The organism is Microcoleus sp. FACHB-1515, from assembly GCF_014696105.1.
Lineage (GTDB): Bacteria > Cyanobacteriota > Cyanobacteriia > Elainellales > Elainellaceae > JAAUTJ01.
Genome location: NZ_JACJPO010000014.1, coordinates 15,034 through 33,983 on the forward strand (window position 1 = coordinate 15,034; position 18,950 = coordinate 33,983).

The 18,950-nt window shown below is 53.9% G+C and carries 25 protein-coding genes and 2 tRNA genes; 15 read left to right on the top strand and 12 right to left on the bottom strand.

Annotation, left to right across the window (positions count from 1 at the left end; genetic code table 11):
• The first annotated feature begins 35 nt into the window (after positions 1-35).
• Positions 36-1,082, top strand: coding sequence for a UDP-3-O-(3-hydroxymyristoyl)glucosamine N-acyltransferase (gene lpxD / locus H6F67_RS03285; RefSeq protein ID WP_190763293.1), 1,047 nt, complete (start codon positions 36-38; stop codon positions 1,080-1,082).
• On the opposite strand, the gene ispD is transcribed toward lpxD, so the two are convergent.
• On the bottom strand, positions 1,079-1,756 hold the full coding sequence (gene ispD, locus H6F67_RS03290; protein WP_190763295.1) for a 2-C-methyl-D-erythritol 4-phosphate cytidylyltransferase: 678 nt from the start codon (positions 1,754-1,756) through the stop codon (positions 1,079-1,081). The genes lpxD and ispD overlap by 4 nt on opposite strands.
• 168 nt (positions 1,757-1,924) lie before the next feature.
• Between ispD and H6F67_RS03295 the strand changes: the two genes are divergently transcribed.
• The gene (locus tag H6F67_RS03295; protein ID WP_190763297.1) at positions 1,925-2,884 is read left to right on the top strand and encodes a glycosyltransferase family 9 protein; all 960 of its coding nucleotides are present in this window, start codon (positions 1,925-1,927) and stop codon (positions 2,882-2,884) included.
• A complete protein-coding gene (locus H6F67_RS03300; protein ID WP_190763299.1) occupies positions 2,884-3,465 on the top strand; it encodes an HAD-IIIA family hydrolase in 582 nt (193 codons plus the stop codon). The genes H6F67_RS03295 and H6F67_RS03300 overlap by 1 nt, the downstream gene beginning before the upstream one ends.
• A gap of 26 nt (positions 3,466-3,491) precedes the next feature.
• Here the strand turns inward: H6F67_RS03300 and H6F67_RS03305 are convergent, their stop codons facing one another.
• Genes H6F67_RS03305 through H6F67_RS03315 form a run of 4 tightly spaced genes read right to left on the bottom strand, consistent with a single transcriptional unit; the run spans position 3,492 to position 5,863 of the window.
• On the bottom strand, positions 3,492-4,334 hold the full coding sequence (locus H6F67_RS03305; protein WP_190763301.1) for an SMP-30/gluconolactonase/LRE family protein: 843 nt from the start codon (positions 4,332-4,334) through the stop codon (positions 3,492-3,494).
• 10 nt (positions 4,335-4,344) lie between these two features.
• On the bottom strand, positions 4,345-5,085 hold the full coding sequence (locus H6F67_RS03310; protein WP_190763303.1) for a glucose 1-dehydrogenase: 741 nt from the start codon (positions 5,083-5,085) through the stop codon (positions 4,345-4,347).
• Positions 5,086-5,127: 42 nt separating this feature from the next.
• On the bottom strand, positions 5,128-5,349 hold the full coding sequence (locus H6F67_RS27580; RefSeq protein ID WP_242020473.1) for an SDR family oxidoreductase: 222 nt from the start codon (positions 5,347-5,349) through the stop codon (positions 5,128-5,130).
• Positions 5,324-5,863, bottom strand: a complete 540-nt coding sequence (locus H6F67_RS03315) for an SDR family NAD(P)-dependent oxidoreductase (RefSeq protein WP_242020472.1) — start codon at positions 5,861-5,863, stop codon at positions 5,324-5,326. Before H6F67_RS03315 ends, H6F67_RS27580 begins: the two co-directional genes overlap by 26 nt.
• Positions 5,864-6,014: 151 nt before the next feature.
• Between H6F67_RS03315 and H6F67_RS03320 the strand changes: the two genes are divergently transcribed.
• Complete coding sequence (locus H6F67_RS03320; protein ID WP_190763305.1) at positions 6,015-6,527, top strand: Hsp20/alpha crystallin family protein; 513 nt, start codon at positions 6,015-6,017, stop codon at positions 6,525-6,527.
• Between the two features lie 140 nt (positions 6,528-6,667).
• On the opposite strand, the gene H6F67_RS03325 is transcribed toward H6F67_RS03320, so the two are convergent.
• Entirely contained in the window at positions 6,668-7,549 is an 882-nt protein-coding gene (locus H6F67_RS03325) for a fasciclin domain-containing protein (protein ID WP_190763307.1), read from the bottom strand.
• Positions 7,550-7,659: 110 nt separating this feature from the next.
• Positions 7,660-8,760, bottom strand: a complete 1,101-nt coding sequence (gene aroB / locus H6F67_RS03330) for a 3-dehydroquinate synthase (protein WP_190763309.1) — start codon at positions 8,758-8,760, stop codon at positions 7,660-7,662.
• A gap of 81 nt (positions 8,761-8,841) precedes the next feature.
• On the opposite strand from aroB, the gene H6F67_RS03335 reads away from it, so the two are divergent.
• Both H6F67_RS03335 and H6F67_RS03340 read left to right on the top strand, forming a co-directional pair.
• Positions 8,842-8,937 (top strand): cytochrome b6-f complex subunit PetL, encoded by a 96-nt coding sequence (locus H6F67_RS03335; RefSeq protein WP_190763310.1) that lies wholly within the window; start codon positions 8,842-8,844, stop codon positions 8,935-8,937.
• A 336-nt stretch (positions 8,938-9,273) separates the two neighbouring features.
• Positions 9,274-9,355 (top strand) — tRNA-Leu (locus H6F67_RS03340).
• A gap of 47 nt (positions 9,356-9,402) precedes the next feature.
• Here H6F67_RS03340 and H6F67_RS03345 read toward each other — a convergent pair.
• Both H6F67_RS03345 and H6F67_RS03350 read right to left on the bottom strand, forming a co-directional pair.
• A complete protein-coding gene (locus tag H6F67_RS03345; protein WP_190763312.1) occupies positions 9,403-10,293 on the bottom strand; it encodes a universal stress protein in 891 nt (296 codons plus the stop codon).
• A 217-nt stretch (positions 10,294-10,510) separates the two neighbouring features.
• Positions 10,511-11,155 (bottom strand): hypothetical protein, encoded by a 645-nt coding sequence (locus H6F67_RS03350; protein WP_190763314.1) that lies wholly within the window; start codon positions 11,153-11,155, stop codon positions 10,511-10,513.
• A gap of 304 nt (positions 11,156-11,459) precedes the next feature.
• Between H6F67_RS03350 and rplS the strand changes: the two genes are divergently transcribed.
• From rplS to H6F67_RS03365, 3 genes are all read left to right on the top strand, one after another.
• On the top strand, positions 11,460-11,813 hold the full coding sequence (gene rplS / locus H6F67_RS03355; protein WP_190763316.1) for a 50S ribosomal protein L19: 354 nt from the start codon (positions 11,460-11,462) through the stop codon (positions 11,811-11,813).
• A 62-nt stretch (positions 11,814-11,875) separates the two neighbouring features.
• Positions 11,876-11,948 (top strand) — tRNA-Trp (locus H6F67_RS03360).
• Between the two features lie 134 nt (positions 11,949-12,082).
• Entirely contained in the window at positions 12,083-13,174 is a 1,092-nt protein-coding gene (locus H6F67_RS03365; RefSeq protein ID WP_190763318.1) for a site-specific integrase, read from the top strand.
• Positions 13,175-13,330: 156 nt separating this feature from the next.
• Here the strand turns inward: H6F67_RS03365 and H6F67_RS03370 are convergent, their stop codons facing one another.
• The 3 genes from H6F67_RS03370 to H6F67_RS03380 form a co-directional block, all read right to left on the bottom strand.
• Positions 13,331-13,606: a DNA-binding protein gene (locus H6F67_RS03370; RefSeq protein WP_190763320.1), complete on the bottom strand. Its 276-nt coding sequence runs from the start codon at positions 13,604-13,606 to the stop codon at positions 13,331-13,333.
• A gap of 43 nt (positions 13,607-13,649) precedes the next feature.
• Positions 13,650-15,398, bottom strand: coding sequence for a hypothetical protein (locus tag H6F67_RS03375; protein WP_190763322.1), 1,749 nt, complete (start codon positions 15,396-15,398; stop codon positions 13,650-13,652).
• A gap of 298 nt (positions 15,399-15,696) precedes the next feature.
• The gene (locus tag H6F67_RS03380) at positions 15,697-15,882 is read right to left on the bottom strand and encodes a hypothetical protein (RefSeq protein WP_190763324.1); all 186 of its coding nucleotides are present in this window, start codon (positions 15,880-15,882) and stop codon (positions 15,697-15,699) included.
• Between the two features lie 29 nt (positions 15,883-15,911).
• Here H6F67_RS03380 and H6F67_RS28025 point away from each other — a divergent pair, with 29 nt between their 5' ends.
• The 6 genes from H6F67_RS28025 (at position 15,912) to H6F67_RS03405 (ending at position 18,752) form a co-directional block, all read left to right on the top strand.
• Positions 15,912-16,046, top strand: coding sequence for a hypothetical protein (locus H6F67_RS28025; protein WP_277874549.1), 135 nt, complete (start codon positions 15,912-15,914; stop codon positions 16,044-16,046).
• A 121-nt stretch (positions 16,047-16,167) separates the two neighbouring features.
• Complete coding sequence (locus H6F67_RS28455) at positions 16,168-16,431, top strand: helix-turn-helix transcriptional regulator (protein WP_190763326.1); 264 nt, start codon at positions 16,168-16,170, stop codon at positions 16,429-16,431.
• A 58-nt stretch (positions 16,432-16,489) separates the two neighbouring features.
• On the top strand, positions 16,490-17,101 hold the full coding sequence (locus H6F67_RS03390) for a hypothetical protein (protein WP_190763328.1): 612 nt from the start codon (positions 16,490-16,492) through the stop codon (positions 17,099-17,101).
• A gap of 111 nt (positions 17,102-17,212) precedes the next feature.
• On the top strand, positions 17,213-17,788 hold the full coding sequence (locus H6F67_RS03395; protein ID WP_190763329.1) for a hypothetical protein: 576 nt from the start codon (positions 17,213-17,215) through the stop codon (positions 17,786-17,788).
• A complete protein-coding gene (locus H6F67_RS03400) occupies positions 17,788-18,234 on the top strand; it encodes a hypothetical protein (RefSeq protein WP_190763331.1) in 447 nt (148 codons plus the stop codon). Before H6F67_RS03395 ends, H6F67_RS03400 begins: the two co-directional genes overlap by 1 nt.
• A gap of 8 nt (positions 18,235-18,242) precedes the next feature.
• Complete coding sequence (locus tag H6F67_RS03405) at positions 18,243-18,752, top strand: hypothetical protein (protein WP_190763333.1); 510 nt, start codon at positions 18,243-18,245, stop codon at positions 18,750-18,752.
• Positions 18,753-18,950: the final 198 nt, after the last annotated feature.

Sequence of the window (18,950 nt, forward strand, 5' to 3'; positions counted from 1 at the left end):
GCCCTGCCGATCTGCCACTCGCCACTCAACATCCAATGAAATTTAGCCAACTGCTTGCCCAGCTTGAGACTGCCGCCGCTAACAGCCTGGAATCCAACTCGATCGATCCCGACCTTAGCACGGTCGCGGCGATCGATTCGGCCCTTCCCGGCAGCATCAGCTACATTGAAGGCAGCAACAGCAAATTCGCCGCTCAGATTCAAACGACGCAGGCCAGCGCGTTAATCTTGCCCAAAGACGCGAACTTGCAGGCAGCAGCAGACGATCGCGGCATTGCCTGGATTGCTTCAAGTCAACCGCGCCTCTTGTTCGCTCAGGCGATCGCCGCCTTCTACCAGCCGTTTCGCCTGTCACCGCAGATTCATCCAACAGCCGTGATCGACCCGACCGTGCAGCTTGGGGCAGAAGTGGCGATCGGCGCAAACGTCGTGATTCAAGCAGGAGTCAAGATTGGCGATCGCGTCTGCATTCACCCAAACGTCGTGATTTATCCGGATGCGGAAATTGGCGATCGCACCGTGCTTCATGCCAACTGCGTGATTCACGAGCGATCGCAGCTTGGCGCAGACTGCGTGATTCACAGCGGCGCGGCGATCGGGGCGGAGGGCTTTGGATTTGTGCCAACAGCAGCAGGCTGGTACAAGATGGAGCAGTCGGGGCGCACCGTTTTGGAAGATGGCGTGGAAGTGGGGTGCAATTCCGCGATCGATCGTCCGGCAGTCGGAGAAACGCGCATCGGGCGCAACACGAAAATCGATAATCTCGTTCAGATTGGGCATGGCTGTCGGACTGGGCAAGCCTGCGCGATCGCGGGACAAACCGGATTGGCGGGCGGCGTGACGCTGGGCGATCGCGTTATTTTGGCCGGACAAGTCGGCATCGCCAATCAAGCCACAGTCGGCAGCAATACGACAGTGGGTGCAAAATCCGGGATCATCACCGATATGGAAGGCAATCAAACGATCGTGGGCAATCCCGCCTTACCGCATCGCACTTTCCTCAAGGTGACGGCGCTCTACACACGATTGCCGGAACTCTATCAAACCATCAAGCAGTTGCAGAAAAAGCTGAAAGACAGTTAGCTCCGCTGCTGCAAGATGTATTCGGCGATCGCCAAATCGACGGGCGTTGTCACCTTCAAATTCGTATCTTCTCCCGGCACAATCTGCACGGGCAAGCCAAAATGCTCAAATAAAGCCGCATCGTCGGTCACTTCGAGGTGCTGCTGCTCGGCCTGAGCGTGACAGCGGCGCAGCTTTTCTACCTCAAAACCTTGCGGCGTTTGCGCTGCCCAAAGGCGCGATCGATCGATCGTCTGAGCAATTTGTAGCGATCCTGACTCGACCAGCTTGATCGTGTCCTTGACGGGGACAGCCGCAATCAGACCGGAATGCTTGACGAGCGCTTCGGCACAGCGATCGAACAGATCGGGCGTTGCCAAGCAGCGAGCGCCATCGTGAATGAGGACGCGATCGGCAACAGCGGGAAGCGCCTGCAAGCCGCGATAAACCGATTCTTGGCGCGTTGTGCCGCCAGAAATTAGATGGACGCGCAAGCCCAAGCTGGATGCAATTTCCTTAAAGTCCGGCCAGTCGTCGGGCTGGCCGATAATGCCAATCCAGTGAATCGATTCGGCGGCTTTTGCTGCGGTCAGCGTCCATGCGAGTAGAGGCTGACCGCGCAGCGGTAACAGCAGCTTGTTGCGATCGCTTCCCATGCGGCGACCTGATCCGGCGGCTGGAATCAGTAAATACACACTCTTCTCCCGATCGATCGTTCGATGGCTGAGGGCGATCGAACGTATCCTCAATTCAAATTTTTCTATTTTCTCTTAAGGTGTCCTTCTCTGGTAGCTGTTCTGCGATGGGAAGACTTCCTCTAGAATGAAGAGCGACTATTCGTAACAAATTATTTTCTTAACAAAATGCGAATCGTGGCTCTCGTCCCCGGCGGCATTGGCGATCAAATCTTGTTTTTCCCAACGCTCGACGATCTCAAGCAAAACTATCCGGATGCAGAAATCGATGTGGTTGTCGAACCGCGTGCCAAAAGCGCCTACCGCGTTTCCAAATCCGTCACCGATGTTTTGACCTTCGACTTCAAAGACCGCAACAGTCCCGCAGACTGGGCAAACCTGCTTGGCGTCCTGCGCGATCGCGACTACACCGTTGCGCTCTCGCTCGGTTCGCGCTGGGGCGTTGGCCTGCTCCTCTGGCTCACAGGTATTTCGCGGCGCGTCGGCTATGGCAAACCGGGAAATTGGTTTCTCACCGATCCCGTCCCGCTCAACCCCGACCAGTACGCTGCTGCCATGTATCACGATTTGCTGAAAGGATTGGGGATCAATTCACCGACGCCAGATTTGGCGATCGCCATCCCCAAGCGCGACCTCGACTGGGCAGAAGCTGAACAAAAGCGACTAGGCATCGCTGGCAACGGCTACGTGTTGATTCACGGCGGATCGAGCAAGCTGGCGCAAACCAAAGGCATCGACAAAATTTATCCAGTTGAAAACTGGCAGCAAATTATTCAGGATTTCCAGCAAAAGCAGCCGGATTTGCCGATCGTGGTCGTCCAAGGTCCTGAAGATGAAGCGTTCGTCAAAGCGCTGACGGCTTCCTGTCCCGGCGTGAAAGTGACTTCACCGCCGGATATTGGCAAGCTGGCTGCGACGATCGCGGGAGCAAACCTGATGCTCTGCACCGATAGCGCTCCGATGCACCTTGCCGTCGCCCTCAAGGTCTTCACCCTCGCTTTGTTTGGTCCCACCGATCCCGACAAGCTCTTGCCCCAAGGCGATAAGTTTTTGGGGATCAAGTCGCCAACCGGAAAGATGGCCGACATCGCACCGCAAACGGTTCTCACAAAAGTTTGGGGCGGCTGATGAGGCGAAGGGCTGTGTTTCTCGATCGCGACGGCGTTTTGAACATCGAAGCGGGCTACATTCACAACGTTGAAGATCTGCACCTCGTTCCCGGTGCGGCGGCAGCAGTGCGGAAATTGAACGATCGCCAACTCTTCTGCTGCCTCGTCTCGAATCAATCTGGCCCCGCACGGGGCTACTACCCAGACAGCCACGTGCGGGCACTGCACGATCGCCTTTCCCGCCTTCTGTATGAGGAAGCTGGAGCCAAACTGGACGCGCTCTACTACTGCCCGCACCTCAGTCCGCCCGAAGGCGGCAAAGTTCCCGAATTCACCGCTTGGACAACCTGGCGCAAACCCAACACGGGAATGCTCGTCGCTGCCGCCTGGGAGCATGACCTCGACATTCCCAGCAGCTTCATGGTGGGCGACAAAGCCACCGACATCGACATGGCGCACAATGCTGGATGTACGGGAATTCTTGTCCAAACCGGATTTGGCACTTCGGTCTTGAGCGGTGACTATCAGCACCACACGAAACCGGATTTCATTGCGGCAGATTTGCCTGCGGCAGCAGAGTGGATTTTGCAGCGAGTTTAAGCGATATCGCGCTGAAGCGATCGGGCTTAGGTGGCGAGATCAAGTCGAAAAATGCCGCCTCGACCTTCTTCCGTTTCGATTCCGCCTGAAACAAACAAACTGAAATTGCCATCAAACACGCAGTTGCTAGTTGTTAAATTGCCGCTGCGATATCGGCGAATAATTTGTCCTTGGGCATCAAGCACCTGCACCTGTCTCATGCCGTAGTGCGCGACAAATAGATTGCCTGCGGCATCAAAGCAAATGCCGTCCGGCTTGTTGTCAATTTGTTCGCCTTGCTTCGTTGGCAGATCGATCGCCTCCAGCCATTCCACTCGCCCAGGCGCTTTCACGGCATACACCAAAATGCGATTGCGATTGCTTTCGCAAACAAACAGCCGATCGCGATTTCTCGTCAAAGCAATGCCGTTGGCAAACGCAATTTCTGCTGCAATTTGATGAAGTTCTCCGGCTGCATCAACGTAGTAAACCGCCCCATTTGGCGAGTTGGGATCAACATCACCGGAGTCGGTAAAGTAAAAGCCGCCCTGAGGATCGATCGTCAAATCATTCGGATAAATCAGCGGTTGATCCTGAAATCGATCGGCCACCACTTTCAGCAAACTGCCGTCTTCATTCAGTTGAACCACACCAGATTTTGCTGCGACCAAATGCGTTCCATCTGGCAAAATCTTGTGGCCGTTTGCGCCTTCCACTTCTGCCCAAACCTGACAGTTTCCCGCAGGGGACAATATCGAAATTCTTCCCGGTTTTGTCTCGGAAAAATACAAATTTCCGCGAGCATCAAACACAACGCCCTCGGTGTAATATTCTGTTTCTAAAACTTGAATGGGCTGGATGCGATCGCCATCCGGAAGAATCATTGTCATTGGAAAAAACCTACATTGTTGCGCCACCATTGACCACAATATGCTGTCCGGTGATCCAGCGCGATTCTTCACTTGCCAAAAATGCAGCTACATCGGCAATATCTTTCGCTTCTCCAATCCGGCCAAACGGAGAACTCGCCGCATACGCGGCTTGCATTTGATCAGACACGTTGTCAAACATTCCTGGACTGGTCGCACCTGGAAGAATGGAATTCACCGTAATATGGCGATCGCCCACTTCCTGCGCCAGCACAGTGGTAAACATTTTCACTGCCGCTTTGCTCGCCGCATAAACGGCCATTCCCGGTCGGGGATACAGCGTTACCGTCGAAGAAACCACAATAATTCGTCCGTTCTCGCTGACCCGCAGTGCGGCCTCTTGCAGCGTAAACAGCACACCTCGAACGTTAATTGCAAACACTTCTTCGTAGTCGGCTTCGCTGACTTCGGCGATCGCGTCACTTTTGGCGATCCCCGCATTGCAAACCACAATATCGATTTGCCCAAACCGCTGTTGCACCTCGGCAAAAAAATCGCGAATATCTTCGACCAGCATGATATCGGCGTGCTGCACAACCGCATCGCCGCCTTGCGATCGAATTTCTTCGACGACTTCTTTTGCTTCTGCCTCGCTGCCGCCATAGTGAACAATCACCTTCGCGCCATCTTGGGCTAACCGAGTCGCGATCGCCCGTCCAATGCCTCGCGACGCTCCGGTGACGATCGCCACTTTTCCAGTCAAAGATGCCATCTCTAATAAAACCTTTCCAAAAAATGCTTCAAATCTTTCAACTTACACGATGCCACCATTAGCACGCAGTCCTTGACCCGTCACCCAGCGAGCATCGTCTGACACCAGCATCGCCACTACATTCGCAATATCGTCCGACTGGCCCAAGCGACCGAGCGGCGTTTGCGCCACCATCTGCTCGACCTGTGCTTGATCTAAGACAAGGCCATCGGTTGCCGTTGTACCGGGAGAAACGGTGTTAACCGTGATGCCTCGCGCACCCAGCTCCTTTTGCTAGCGCCATGCTGAAATGCTCGATCGCCGCCTTACAGCCCGCATAGGCTCCGCCTGTTGGAATTGCCATTGCCGTCGCGCTACTGGAAAGATTGACGATTCGGCCTCCATCCGCCAAGTGATGTGCGGCTTCCTGCAAAGAAAAATACACACCTCTCGTGATGTCAAACATGCTGTTGTATTCTTCCTCAGTCATATCAGCAGTGAGCTTGAAAATATTTTTTCCTGCTGCGTTGTTGACCAAAATATCGACCTTCCCGAATCGCTCGATCGCCTGTTCAAACAGCTTGCGAACCTGCTCGATCGATCGCATATCCACCTGAATTGCTGCCGCATCTGAGCCGTTTGCTTGAATTGCTGAAACAACTTCTTCTGCTTTGTCACGATTGCCAACGTAGGTGACAATTACCGTTGCACCATCTCGCCCTAAGCGCTCTGCAATAGCGCGACCAATGCCGCGAGATGATCCGGTGACGATCGCCACTTTTCCGCTTAAATCTGCCATCCGTAAAATTCTCCTTCATCTAAAATCGATCGCCAACGTCCGGTTAGGCAACTACGACCTGTAGAGTGCAGTTTCCCGTCACCACGCTACAACTAGCCTACGGCAGTATAAATACATGAACATTCAACGAATTCAACGCAACGCAAGTCCTATGTTGGTACGTTACTGGCAACCCTTCCGCGAATTTGACATGATGCGCCGTCAGTTCGATCGCTTGTTCGACGAGATGAACGCGATCGCTCCGGCTCAGCCCGCCTGGATGCCCGCTGTGGAACTGAAAGACGAAGGCGACAACTTTGTGCTTCGCGCTCAGCTTCCTGGCATTGATGCCAAAGACCTCGACGTGCAAGTCACCCGCGAAGCCGTGCTGATTGCAGGTGAACAGCGCTCTGAGCAGCGGTCTGAAAACAACGGCATTGTCAAGTCCGAATTCCGCTATGGAAACTTCCGCCGAGTCGTTCCCCTGCCTGTGGCCGTGATCAACGACCAAGTGCAAGCCGACTACAAAGACGGCATCCTCAGCCTGACGCTGCCCAAGGTGGTTGAAGCTCGCAACACCGTTGTCAAGCTTAACCTGGCTGACACGACTGCAACCGAGTCGCTGCCTGCCGAAACTGAAGCTTCCACCGAAGCCACCAGCGCAGGCGAAGTCGCCAACAGCTAATGAGTTGAGGGACGGCATCAAACCGTCCCTCGTTCAGGAAATCATCAGGGTCGATCGATTGGATCGACCCTTTTTTTGTGGATGTGCGATCGCGTTCTCAATCAGCTTCTCAATCAGCGTTGAGTCGATCGCCAACCTTCCTAGCGCAATCGCGAGATTTCGTTACGCAGTTCACGCGACATCAAGACACGGCTGACGCCATGAATCACGCCGTTGCGAGCTTGAATGTCTGGTGCAACCACGCTGCCGTCATTGACAATGATGCGTCCAGGCGTGACGCGAACGGCAACTCCGCCGCCCAGCGTTCTCACGCCGCCCGTCCGCAGTTGGGCGGAGGTGACGCGACCAGGAATCACGTGATAGGCCAGTACACGACCAAGCAGCGCTCGGTTTTGCGGCTGAAGCAGGCGATTGAGCGTACCTGGAGGCAGTGCATTAAAAGCCGCATCGGTCGGAGCCAAAATGGTGAATTGTCCGCCTTGCTGTGCCAGCGTTCCGCCCACGCCAGCAGCCTGCACTGCCTGCGCCAGAATGCGGAACTGTCCTGCACTCGAAGCTGCTTGCAGCAGTTCGCCCAGCGTTTGCGAAGAAGTATTTGGAGGCGGCGTGGGCGTCGTGGTGGGAGAAGGCGAAGGACGAGTTGTCGGAGTGACGGTCGGTAACGGTGAAGGACGAGTAGTGGGCGTTGCAGTCGGTAAAGGCGCAGGACGAGTTGTCGGAGTGACGGTCGGTAACGGTGAAGGACGAGTGGTGGGCGTCGTGGTGGGAGAAGGCAGCACCGTTGGAATTGGGGACGGTGTGGTGGTGGGGGAAACAGTCGGAGAAGGAGTTGGCGTTGTGCTGCCCGGAGTAGGTGTGGTTGGAGAAGTGGTCGGTGAGGGAGCGGGCTGCTGCTGACCGGGAGTCGGCGAATCAAACGAGGGATCTTGGGGGTTTTGAGCGATCGCTGGCAAGAGGGTGGAAGCAAACGCGGTGCATCCTGCCAGAATTGCAGCAATGGAGACGAATTTCAGTCGATTCACCTGCTTTTGTCCTTTTTTGAGGGTAAACCCCTACCACTCTAGAAAGGTTGCGATCGCCTGCCTTCTGCTTTGCGACCTATGTCCTTAGAGATATCTCTTGCAGCTTGGCCTCACAGGGACTGCATTTGCTTCAGCACCGATCGAATGGTCTCCGCATCCGCTTGGTCGGTAACGATCGCCGCTCCAATTTGTCGAGGCAAGACAAACCGCACTTTCCCGGCCTCCACCTTCTTGTCGGTTTGCAGCGCAGCCAGAACCGCTTCAATCTCAAGCTGGGCGGGCAGTTGCGTTGGTAATCCCGTTTTCTCAATCAGGCGCGTTTGGCGATCGCAAGCACCTCGATCCCACAAACCGAGCGCAACGGCAATCTGTCCGGCTGCGACCATACCGATCGCCACCGCTTCGCCATGATTGACAACGCGATATCCGGTTAAGCTTTCGACCGCATGGCCGATCGTGTGCCCATAGTTCAAAATCGCTCGCAATCCCGCTTCTTTTTCATCTTTACTGACGACATGCGCTTTGGCTTGTGCCGATCGCGTCAAAATTTCCTGACATAGTTCAGCCGAAAGGTAGCGCAACTGATCCAGCCGAGGCGCGGCTTCAAGCTGAGCAAACAAATCCGCGTCCCAAATCACGCCGTATTTGATCACTTCCGCCATGCCTGCCCGAAATTCTCGCGGGGGCAGCGTCGTCAAAACATTCGGGTCGATCAAAACGAAGCGCGGCTGGTGGAATGCGCCGATCAGGTTTTTGCCTTGAGGATGGTTGACTCCGGTTTTGCCGCCGATCGCCGCATCCACCATTGCCAGCAGCGAAGTCGGAACCTGCACAAAATGAATGCCGCGCAGCCAGGTTGCCGCTGCAAATCCGCTCATGTCGCCAATTACGCCGCCGCCGATCGCCACGATGGTTGACGATCGCTCCAGCCGCATTTCCAACGCCGCATCGTAGATTTTCTGGATGGAGGCCAGCGTTTTGTAGCGTTCGCCCGCAGGCAGCAGACAAGATTCAGCCGTGAATCCAGCTTGAATAAGCGAGTCGATCGCCGCCTGTCCGTAGTGCTTCCAAATCGGCGGACTCGACACCACCAACACTTTTTGCCCCAGCTTCAAGGGCTGCATCCACTGCCCCAGATGCGCCAAACCGCCAGAGGCAACGGTAATGTCATACGCTTGCTGCGGCAGTTCCACCGAAATAACTGATTTCATAAATGCGATCGCTTCAATCCGCTGATTTTACTTCATCACAAAATGGATCAATAATTGTGGAAGTATTAAGGAGAAAAGGAGATGTCTGGCGTGATTTCATATTTTCTGCTGCTGGGTGGCGCATTTGGGCTGGCGATCGGGCTGTACTACGCGCTCCGCACCGTTAAGCTGATTTAGACAGTAGAGGCGCAGGTTGGGTTGACTTGCTTCGTCAACTCAACCTGAAATTGTGCTGATGCATCTGGGGCTTACGCATTTGGGCTGGAGTCGCGATCGAGCCACTTTAACCGACTGAGCGCCAGATCGCACCTCCAAAAAATCACCCCTCAATGCTCCACACCAGTTCATCCACGCGCACATACGGCGCACTGCCAAAGCTATCAGCAACTTTGCCATTCACCTTCGGGCTGATGCCTACCGATGCAAGGTTCTCGCTCAGTCAGTGCGTTTGCCCTGGCTTCCTCGACAGGCGAACGTAACTGCGCTGCATTTTGCTATGATTGGAGCGCACCTGCGGATGTGGCGGAATTGGTAGACGCGCTAGATTTAGGTTCTAGTTTCGCAAGAAGTGAAGGTTCAAGTCCTTTCATCCGCATCGATCGCGCCTTTCAGCTTGAGTTAAAACGCTCAAAAGAGGCAGCGCTAGCTTTTGACATTTCCGGCAGGCGGAAAAAACAAGATTGGATGCAAGCTGCGGCGCAACAGTTCTCCGGCAAAGCTGGTGACAAACCACTCGAAACGTTGGCTAGAAGCGTCTGAAGTCAGAACGATCGCGCTGGTGTCGCGCGTATCTGCGATGGTCAAAATTGCGGCGATCGGATCGCCCTGTCGGACTTCGGTTTCCACCTGCACATTCAACTGTTGCAGTTGAGATTGGACGGGCAGCAGTTCGGCTTTGGCCTGATCAAGCAGCGGTTCGATTGACACATCGCGCCGATTTCCATCACGAACCACCCAGCACAAAAAGCAGCGTTCGACGGCGGAATCAGAATTCGTTTGCAAAAGATGCTTGACGCGATCGAGCAGATAGCGAGCAGATTGACTGCCGTTATAAGGCAACAGCAAATCTTGAAAAAGATGCTGACAGCGCAGCCGCAATTCTTCCGATCGAAACGTTGCAATCAGTTGGGGACGCAGCACCAGCATTGGAATGGTTATGCGTCGAGATAGCTCAACGAGCGTACTGCCAAACAGCTTTTCGGTAATAAAAGCGCGGCTTTGTGTGCCTAAGATAATTAGCTCGGTCTGATGGGCTTTTGCTGTTTTAAGAATGGCATCAACTGCCTTTCCTGACTCAACTTCAACCTTCACTTCAACGTCTTCCGGAACTTGTTGCAGCGCTTTGGCAAACTGTGCTTTTGCCTGAGCAATCTTTTCTTGATCCACTTTAGGAACCGTGCGCGATTCTATGAGTGGAACGGCATGGAGAAAAACGATTTGTTTGACTCCAGCGATCGCCAAGTCGCCTACAAAATTGGTCAGACGATTCAATCCATCTGTGAATTCTGTACAGATTAAAATGCGCTCAAACATCGTGGGTAATTGATTTTGAAAGATTGACGGCGAAGTTGTCAGTTGGAAAGTTTGTTGATGGCGCAAGATTGAGGAATGGGTTGATCGTACCTGGAATTTTGGCATTGTGAAGCGATCGATTCAGTTCAAGCGATCGTATTTTGTTTGCCATGAGAAACCGCAAAAATCCCTCCTTGACCGCAGCCAAGAAGGGACAACCCGAACTAAAAACTGAGCGTTAGCGATCGGTGTAGGTGGTCGTGGTTGCGATCGTGCGGGGCTTGCGCGTTCCCACCGAAGCACCAATCAAAGAAGAGATGAGACCCAACAGCGAACCAAAGGTGAATCCCCAGCCACCCTTTGCTGCATTGCCAGCGATGTCCCGCGTTTGTTGAGCAGACGGCGAGTTAACATCCGGCACGTTTGTCGGCAGATTGCCAGCAGGAGCGACCTGTCCCACAACTTCGCCAGCATTGGCCGCAATCACGCCAAACGCGCCTGACACACCGCTTGCCAGCAGCCAAGCACTCAGAGCAAGCGTCGTTGCCCACAGCACTGCACCATTCAGCATCGCTGTACTGCGATTCATGGGACCGCAGCAGCGAGCCATCACCCAGCTACCCAAGAACAACGAGATGAACAAGCTAATAATTGACCAGATGCCAACGGCTGAGCCAACGCCGCCCGCATCCGTGCGGGGTGCACCAGAATTGGCGATCGTGGTCAGGCCAATTGCCGCACCCAAAGCGCTCAGCACCAGTTGCGAACTGATTGCCACCACTAATCCAGCGATGATCGGACCCCAACGGACGCGATCGTGATAATCCACTGCTGCGGGAACCACAGCAGGTTCAACAATGTTCGGTCGATTCACATAAGCCATAACGATTTCCCGCTGCGTTTGATTTAGACAAAGGTTTATGAAAGTCAAATATATTGATCTCCTTGAGATGCTTTATCCCCCCCAAGGGGAGTTGCCTGTCAATCTTTAGGCGGAATCATCGCGTTTGCGATCGCGTTTTGATTTGTTTCATTTCACACTGCCATTGCGCTACCAAACTTCAGTGAAAATCAATCGTTTGCTTCATTGCTACTTGGCCAACGTACTTGATCGCACTCGATCGATGTCTAGACTTTTGCAAGATTTGCGAGGTAGTATAGAAAGCTGTGAGTTTTAGGCAAAAGTCATGAGTGCCGTTGAGATTATCCGCTCGATCGAGGCGGAACAGCTTAAGCAAGATCTTCCTGCTTTGGAGATTGGCGATACGGTTCGCGTCGGGGTACGAATTGTTGAAGGTGGAAAAGAGCGCGTCCAGCCGTATGAAGGCACGATCATTGCGATGCGGAATGGCGGCATCAACAAAACGATCACCGTCCGCCGCATCTTTCAGGGCGTTGGCGTTGAGCGGGTTTTCCTGGTGCATTCGCCACGTGTTGCCAAAATTGACATTTTGCGTCGAGGTCAAGCTCGCCGCGCCAAGCTGTACTATCTGCGCGATCGCGTGGGTAAAGCAACTCGCCTGAAAGAGCGCTTCAAGTAAGTACAGTTGGATGTGCAACTTCTGCTAAACTGGGTAAGGCAGCTTCAGCCGCCCGCCCGCCCGCGCTCTTAGTTCAGTTGGTAGAACGCAGGTCTCCAAAACCTGATGTCGGGGGTTCGAGTCCTCCAGGGCGCGCTTTTTCCGTGAAAACAAAACTCCTGAAATCAAGGCCGTGCCCTAATTTCAGGAGTTTTAAGTTTTCTATATCGTTAATGATAGTAAATGATAGTCAACAATGTAGGCTGATTTTCTAAGCAGGATTTAAGCAAGTGGAAATCAGCGGCAAAATTGCACAAGCCAACGGACGGCTGAAAAGCGGTCGGGTCGGGGTGCGAATTGAGCAGATCGGAGAGAAGCTTTATCTACAGGCGACACTGCCACCGCGTCCGACCAGCCGAAAAACGAAACCTCATCAGCAGCGCATCAGCTTGGGAGTGGGAGCGCATCCAGCCGGGGTGAAGCTAGCAGAGAATGAGGCGCGAATTGTCGGCGCGTTGCTGGATGCTGGCAAGTTTGAGTGGACGCCCTACCTAAAAGGCAAGTTCAAGCCCGCGCAGAGCGTTGGGGAGTGGGTCGAACGCTTTGAGGCGGCACATCGATCGAAGATGGCGGCAGTGACTTGGAGAAGCGACTATCAGGAAGTGTTTAATTCACTGCCGATCGATCGCCCGCTGACGGTTGAGTTGCTTCAAAAGGCGATCGAGGCGACACCAGAGAACACGCGGACGCGGCGGCGCTGGTGTCTGACGTTGGGACGGCTTGCAAAATTCGCGGGGTTAGAGTGCGACTTCAAATTGTTGCAGGGCAGCTATTCAGCCAGCAGGGTCGATCCGCGTGAGTTGCCGACTGATGAGCAAATTGTGGAGTGGTTCGGCAAAATTCAGAATCCCGCGTGGCGTTGGGTGTATGGGGCGATCGCCACGTATGGCCTGAGAAACCACGAAGCATTTTTTCTCGACGCGGCGGCGCTGGAGCAGGGCGGATGGATGGTGAGAGTGACTGAGGGCAAGACGGGATCGCATGACGTTTGGCCGTGCTATCCCGAATGGGTAGAGCAGTTCGATTTGCGGCGGAAGCTGCTGCCAGATGTGAACGGTGCTGATCATGCTGCCTATGGGCAGCGCGTTACGCAGTATTTCAGCAGAATCAGCTTACCGTTCACAGCGCTGGATCTGCGTCACTGTTGGGCAAGAAGAACACTCGAATTCGGTTTACCCGTTGAACTGGCAGCGCGGCAGATGGGTCACTCGGTAGAAGTTCATACGAATACTTACCACCGATGGTTGAGTGCGGATGTGCATGAAAGAGCGTTTCGGTCATTGATGTTAAGGTCTGATCGTCCGTTGCCTCCAAAAAACTAATTTCAAATTCATCGAAAAGGTAGAATTCAGCAATCGAAAGTGGATTATCACAAACGCCTGAATAGAAGCCAGCGTTCAAACCTTCAGAATAAAAAATGATTTGAAACTTCCCATTTTTGGTTTCCTGAAAAATCAATGCGTCCTCATCTTTCATTGCTATTCCTCCGATCGCATTGCGGTTAAATTTTCAGGTGAATCGCGATCGTTTATCGACACTCGAAACGCCTCGATCGCCCTTTGAACATTCTCTTCATGCCAACGGAAGGTAGGTCTTGCGGCCTGCGGACTGATGTTTCGATAGTGCTTGTTAAGCTTCAAAATTTTCTCATTACGAAGATGCTGCAAGTGCTGACGAGTACAGCTTAAAACCTCACACATCCGCGCAGTTGTTACCCAATCTGAAGAGAGTTCCAGCCGTTTTTTGTTTGCCATTGTAGGAAAGAGTTCGAGTTGAGTGCCTTGAAAAAATCTGCGTTTAGGTTTTGACATTGACTGGACTTGATCGCGAGGGTCGGAAGCGGTGACGCTCGATCGATCGCTGCAAAATTCGCTCATAGCCTGCCGTGCCGTAGTCGATGCTGATGCGGCAGTCGGGGCAGTAGTGGGCATCCAGTCCGGTGATGGCGCGTGAATGCTCACAGCGCTGGTTGAGTTGTCGGAAGTAGTTCTCGTCCGGCGGCGGTGAATTGTCCCGCTGGTGGCGCTTGGCGGCTTGTCGGGCGCGAATTTGCTTGAGCAGGTCTAGAAGCACGTCGCGGCGGTTTGGAGCGTCTTCCTGTCCCCCACACCCCCCAACAGCCGTTGCAGGTATCTCCACCGCCGACTGCACTGGAGGTGCGTCGGCGGAAAGTGGAGAAAGCTTATTGTGCACAACAGGGTGATCCTCCTTGCTGGGAGCGGGTTTCAGCGATCGCGGATCGTCCACTTTGGGGACAACAGGGTGATCTTCCTGACTGGGAGCGGGTTTCAGCGATTTTTTAGCCCATAAATCGCGATTTTTGTAACATGTCTTAACACTTGTGCCGCTGGCTTTGGCGATCGCGTTCCGCCGTTCAGTTAGTCCATCAGGAAGTTCGTCATTCGCAGCAAGGGCATTGACAGCGAGGCGAATTCTCTCTCGCGCATCGTTTGCCTGCTGGTCATTCCAGCTTGGGGTGTGGCTGGCCATCCCCTCATCGTCAGGCTGTAGTTTCTGCTTGCTGCCATAGGGGTAGTAGCGGCGGATGACCGATCGCGCCCAATTGCGGCAGAGATCGACCATGTCGCGCTGATGGCCGCAGAATTCATCGAACCCCGGCAGAATGGCGGCAGTTTCGGCAATGCCGGAGGCGAGGGCGTCACCCGTCAGCGGATCGCCGCCGAAAAGCACATGGCCGAACACATAAAGCCGGGTGGCGATTCGACCTAACAGGCGGTTGGTTTGGCCGTGATCAGTCCAGCCGAGTTCGATCTCGGCATTCAGGTCGGAGAGGAACTTTTGGGCACTGCCGCGAATGCGTCTCGACCCGCGCCGATCGTGCTGTTTGATGATTTGCTCGATCGTTCCGTGCTTGATGTCGTTGAACTGTTCGGCTTGTCGCCACAGTTGCACGAAGCGATCGCGCCCGCCGTAGATCGGCTGATAGTCGGCGTTCAGAATGTAGCTGCCAGCTTGCAGCGGCAGTCGATGCCCGCTGTAGAGAGTTGGTTCCATCGAATAGGCTTTGGGGTTGGGAAATACCTCCAAGTTTCCCAAGCTGATTTTGAAGCCGCGATTTTCGAGTAGCAGGGTGGCGGCGCGGGCGATCGCCCAACTGGGCACGGGTCGGGAAAAGGGAAAGTAGAGATGCAGGCCGCCGCTGTAGCTGGATGAGATGGCAACGTGTGCATAGAAACCGAGCGGCTCTAGTGCTTCGACGATGCGCCCAATGGCGTAAGGGTCGCGATCGGGGTGATAGCGAGAAGTGCGATCGACATCCAACATCAGGTAGCTGGTGGCTGCACCGAAGCGGACGCCGTACAGGAATGAGCCTTGATTGATCAGGCGATCGCTGAGCAGGTGGCGATTTTCGGTTTGCCACTGGGGTTTCTCGTCGGCGGCTGGATGCTCTGCCCACAGATAAGACCCTCTGTGGGGAAAGAGCTTGAGAAATTCGTCTGACCGTTCATCCACGTAAGCGAACCGCTCGATCGCGGCTGTGGTGTAGGGTGTGGCATTTGTTGAGAGTGATTTGGCTGTTAGCATCGGACTGATAGAACCGTTGAAAGCTGGGAATTTTCAATTCGGTTTGAACACCAAAACCATGCGGCGCTGCTCTCGGAAAGCAGCGCCGCATTTTGTTAGGGGACTGGTAGCAGTTGAGCAGCAGCAACGGCGGTGCAATCACCGCAGTTACATTGGCTCTCCAGCTTGACGCCGCCACACTTGCAGCGACTTAGGCCAGATTCGATCGGCATTGCGGTTGCATGGTTGCAGCCGGGGCAGGGGAACCAGGAACCAATGAATCGGACGAAGCGCAGGTCTTCACATTCAGGGCATTGCATTACGCTTCCTCCCCGGCCACGCCGATCGCTTTGTCCAGCAGCTTCACCAGGTCGGCAGCGCGACTACCCTGAAAATCAAGACTGGTTCCACCGCGAAAGTAGATGAAAAGCTCGTCGTAATCGATGTGGTAGTAGTCGATCGCCTCTGGATTGATGCGGTGTTCCTCGAATTGAATGAATTTCATGAGTTAAAATCCCTAGTACGTTTTGTTTGTTGCGAAATGAAAAGCGCCGTCTCTCTGCACAAGAGGCGGCGCTTTTGGTCTTTCACGGAATTGTTTGCATCGGTCATGCTCCTCGATCGAGAGTTGCGATCGCTCAAACCTTCATGAAGGCGCGATCGGAGTAGATCATTAGGGGATGCAGGGTGGCTACGACAGCAAATCATCACCACCCTGTCCAGTCCCTTACCGAGAGCGGAAGTAGACTACCTACACATTAGGTAGTTGACTCCCGTAAGTCAAGTACCTATGATTGATTCAAACGGAGAGAGAAAGAGTAGACCTGGATTGAAAGCACTTCGACTAAGAAGAGGTTTTTCGCAGTCAGCACTAGCACGCGCAATCGGTGCTACGGAGAAGGCTGTAAGGAATTGGGAAAACGACGGTGCGATTCCCAGTTTTGACAAGGCTTATCTACTCTCGAAAATCCTGGAAGTCTCACTGGATGAGCTTGCTCACGAGTTCAATTTGGACTCTAAAGAGCATGAAGCAACGCACTCCAACAGCCAGTAGCGCGGCTGATGAAGTGCTAACCCCCAACCTAATCAACTAGGAAAGGAGCTAACTGTATATGACTACAAAACCGCTGCCGTCAGCGGACAAATTCACGCCGATCGATGACATCGCGACCGCTTGGGGCGTCACACCCAAGACCGTCAATAACTGGTGTGAATTCGTCTACCAGGGATTCGGCATCATGCTTCCCAGCAACGGCCCGTTTCCACAATGGGCCGTCAAACTTCTAGAGCTTTGCGCCAAACACATCTCCGAAAAAGCATCGCTCTACCATGCCGAAACCGGAGAAAAGCGCCGCCTCAAAGGTGCTGATTTTGTGGCAAAAATGCGCCGTCTGCGGGCTGAAGGGCATTTCCAAGAATTCGAGAAATTCCAGAATTTCCAGAATTTCCAGAATTCCGAAGATGCTTCAGATGATTTGTTCGCAGAGGTGGGCGCGATCGTGCGCGAAAGCGATCAGGAGTTGCAGCAAATCAAAGTTGCAATCCATCAGCATGAAGACGCGCAAATTGAAGAGCTAGCGCAGTTCATCGAGGACTCGCCACAGCGCAAGAAAGGTAAGCTGCTCAGTCGTTTGCAAACCGGAAAAGTGTTGCGCGGCGTGCAAGACACCGACCCAACGATCGGCACGACGATCGACGTTGCTTACACCAAAGAAAATTTCTAGAAGTTCTAGAAATTCTGGAAATTCCGAAATTTCCAGGTTTGTTCAAACGGCTAGGAAATAGACTCCAATCAGATTCCTAGCCGTTTCACCCCAGTGAGAGGCTATATACCAGTGAAACAAATTCCGAGACCGAATGCGGCAGTCTGGCGATCGATCGCCATCTGCACAACGGCGGGACTGGTCATCATCATCGATAACCAGTACGCGCCAACTGAACCCGTTCAGGCCAACGGCTACCAATACAGCAAAGTCGATCAGCACTGCATCAGCGCGATCGATCGGACGGCTTCAATTCCGCAAGACATCGCGGCTCAAGTTCGGGCACTGCCAGCATTTACTCCAGTGCAGCAGGTGATCGCCCAAACCGGACCGCGAGTCTACTGCGAAATCGCACCCAAGAGCATTCGCACGCCCAACGGCCCCATCTTCGGAAACGTCTATGTTCTGCCGATCGAGGGCACATCTGAAGCCGTCATCGGCTATGTCGATGAGTTTGGGCAGTGGCTCGGCAGTGAAGTTTGGAATCTTGCACCCGATCGAATGCCGACCCCTGAGCAGCGGTCGATCGACTACTTCTTGCAACCTGGCAACGTTGATCGTTCAATCCTGCCCTACGATCGCCGCAATCTTCCTGCTCAACCCGACCAGCAACCCGCCCAACCCGCGCAGCCGCCGGAGTGCCGATAATGAAAACTCAATTTCTGATTGCAATCGGCGCGATCGCCGCGCTGCTGAATGCCTGCGTTCCCTACCCCGACTCCGGCGGCGGTGGAAGCTATCGGATGCCGATTCCCGTCCCGGCTGGCGGCGGCGGCAGTGTTCCCCGCACCGTTCCACCGCCCATCGGCGCGAGTGATCTCCCCTCACAACCGCTCTATGCCCAAGACGACCAAGACCCCGACTACTGGCAAGAGGACGGCGTGAGAGAGTTGCACGGCGCAACTTCTCCCGCCCAGTGTCAGCGCATGGCCGAACGCTTTAGGCAAGAAGGCCGTAACATTCGACTAGTGGCAGCAAAACCGAATCGAAACCCCGGTTCAACGCTGCCCTACTACTGCGTTTTTGAAGGTCCCGACGCCTCCAGCAGCTACTTCCAAGACAACCGATACAACAGCCCAGACGAGTATCAATAGGAGTCTCCATGCTCATTATCTACACGGCTTTGAATTACGACAACATCGATCGCACCAATGGTGAGAAAGCCGAGCGATTCGAGTGGCTCGACATCACGCAAACTGTCAGCAATTCGCTGTCAATGGGAAGCGATCGAATCTGGTCAGTGATTGAAACTCACAGCTACTACGACAAAGATTTCGATCAGGTGCAACTGGTGATTGTGCATCCGCAAAATGAACCCGTTCCGCCTAAAGAAAAGTGGGACATCAACACAATTAACGCCAAAGCACTCAACATCGAGCTATCCCCTGAAGGCGATTTTCTTGGCTATGAATGGGACTTCATCGATCGCCCGCCTACAATTGGCGATCGCCTGATGACCGCTGAGCCGATCGACCACTCGACACAGTTTCGAGAAGTTCCGCGTGATTGGGTTGTCAGCAAAGTTGAGCCATACGAACGCAGCAGCGATGCACCCTACCCGTTAATTCGTTTGTGCTGGTGTGTTGCCTATCGTGAGCCGATCGCAGTTTAGGGCATCTTAACGCCGATTCAAGCTCCTTGTTCAATCCCCAGCAATGGGGATTTTTTAGTCAATGTTCAGATTTGGGAATTCTAAGGTGTGAAATGTCAAGGGGGTAGCCTGTCGCGACAGCACCTTGGCGGGAAGAACACTGAACTTGTCTACCAGCCATCGCAGCGTGAGCAGGTCACCTGAGCCAATCGCCAGCGC

Bases quoted from the DNA above. Each gene is read 5' to 3' on its own strand.
- lpxD (WP_190763293.1), top strand. From the start codon at position 36: ATGAAATTTAGCCAACTGCTTGCCCAGCTTGAGACTGCCGCCGCTAAC.
- H6F67_RS03295 (WP_190763297.1), top strand. From the start codon at position 1,925: ATGCGAATCGTGGCTCTCGTCCCCGGCGGCATTGGCGATCAAATCTTG.
- H6F67_RS03300 (WP_190763299.1), top strand. From the start codon at position 2,884: ATGAGGCGAAGGGCTGTGTTTCTCGATCGCGACGGCGTTTTGAACATC.
- H6F67_RS03305 (WP_190763301.1), bottom strand. From the start codon at position 4,334: ATGACAATGATTCTTCCGGATGGCGATCGCATCCAGCCCATTCAAGTT.
- H6F67_RS03310 (WP_190763303.1), bottom strand. From the start codon at position 5,085: ATGGCATCTTTGACTGGAAAAGTGGCGATCGTCACCGGAGCGTCGCGA.
- H6F67_RS03315 (WP_242020472.1), bottom strand. From the start codon at position 5,863: ATGGCAGATTTAAGCGGAAAAGTGGCGATCGTCACCGGATCATCTCGC.
- H6F67_RS03320 (WP_190763305.1), top strand. From the start codon at position 6,015: ATGTTGGTACGTTACTGGCAACCCTTCCGCGAATTTGACATGATGCGC.
- aroB (WP_190763309.1), bottom strand. From the start codon at position 8,760: ATGAAATCAGTTATTTCGGTGGAACTGCCGCAGCAAGCGTATGACATT.
- H6F67_RS03335 (WP_190763310.1), top strand. From the start codon at position 8,842: ATGTCTGGCGTGATTTCATATTTTCTGCTGCTGGGTGGCGCATTTGGG.
- H6F67_RS03345 (WP_190763312.1), bottom strand. From the start codon at position 10,293: ATGTTTGAGCGCATTTTAATCTGTACAGAATTCACAGATGGATTGAAT.
- H6F67_RS03350 (WP_190763314.1), bottom strand. From the start codon at position 11,155: ATGGCTTATGTGAATCGACCGAACATTGTTGAACCTGCTGTGGTTCCC.
- rplS (WP_190763316.1), top strand. From the start codon at position 11,460: ATGAGTGCCGTTGAGATTATCCGCTCGATCGAGGCGGAACAGCTTAAG.
- H6F67_RS03370 (WP_190763320.1), bottom strand. From the start codon at position 13,606: ATGGCAAACAAAAAACGGCTGGAACTCTCTTCAGATTGGGTAACAACT.
- H6F67_RS03375 (WP_190763322.1), bottom strand. From the start codon at position 15,398: ATGCTAACAGCCAAATCACTCTCAACAAATGCCACACCCTACACCACA.
- H6F67_RS03380 (WP_190763324.1), bottom strand. From the start codon at position 15,882: ATGAAATTCATTCAATTCGAGGAACACCGCATCAATCCAGAGGCGATC.
- H6F67_RS28455 (WP_190763326.1), top strand. From the start codon at position 16,168: ATGATTGATTCAAACGGAGAGAGAAAGAGTAGACCTGGATTGAAAGCA.
- H6F67_RS03390 (WP_190763328.1), top strand. From the start codon at position 16,490: ATGACTACAAAACCGCTGCCGTCAGCGGACAAATTCACGCCGATCGAT.
- H6F67_RS03400 (WP_190763331.1), top strand. From the start codon at position 17,788: ATGAAAACTCAATTTCTGATTGCAATCGGCGCGATCGCCGCGCTGCTG.
- H6F67_RS03405 (WP_190763333.1), top strand. From the start codon at position 18,243: ATGCTCATTATCTACACGGCTTTGAATTACGACAACATCGATCGCACC.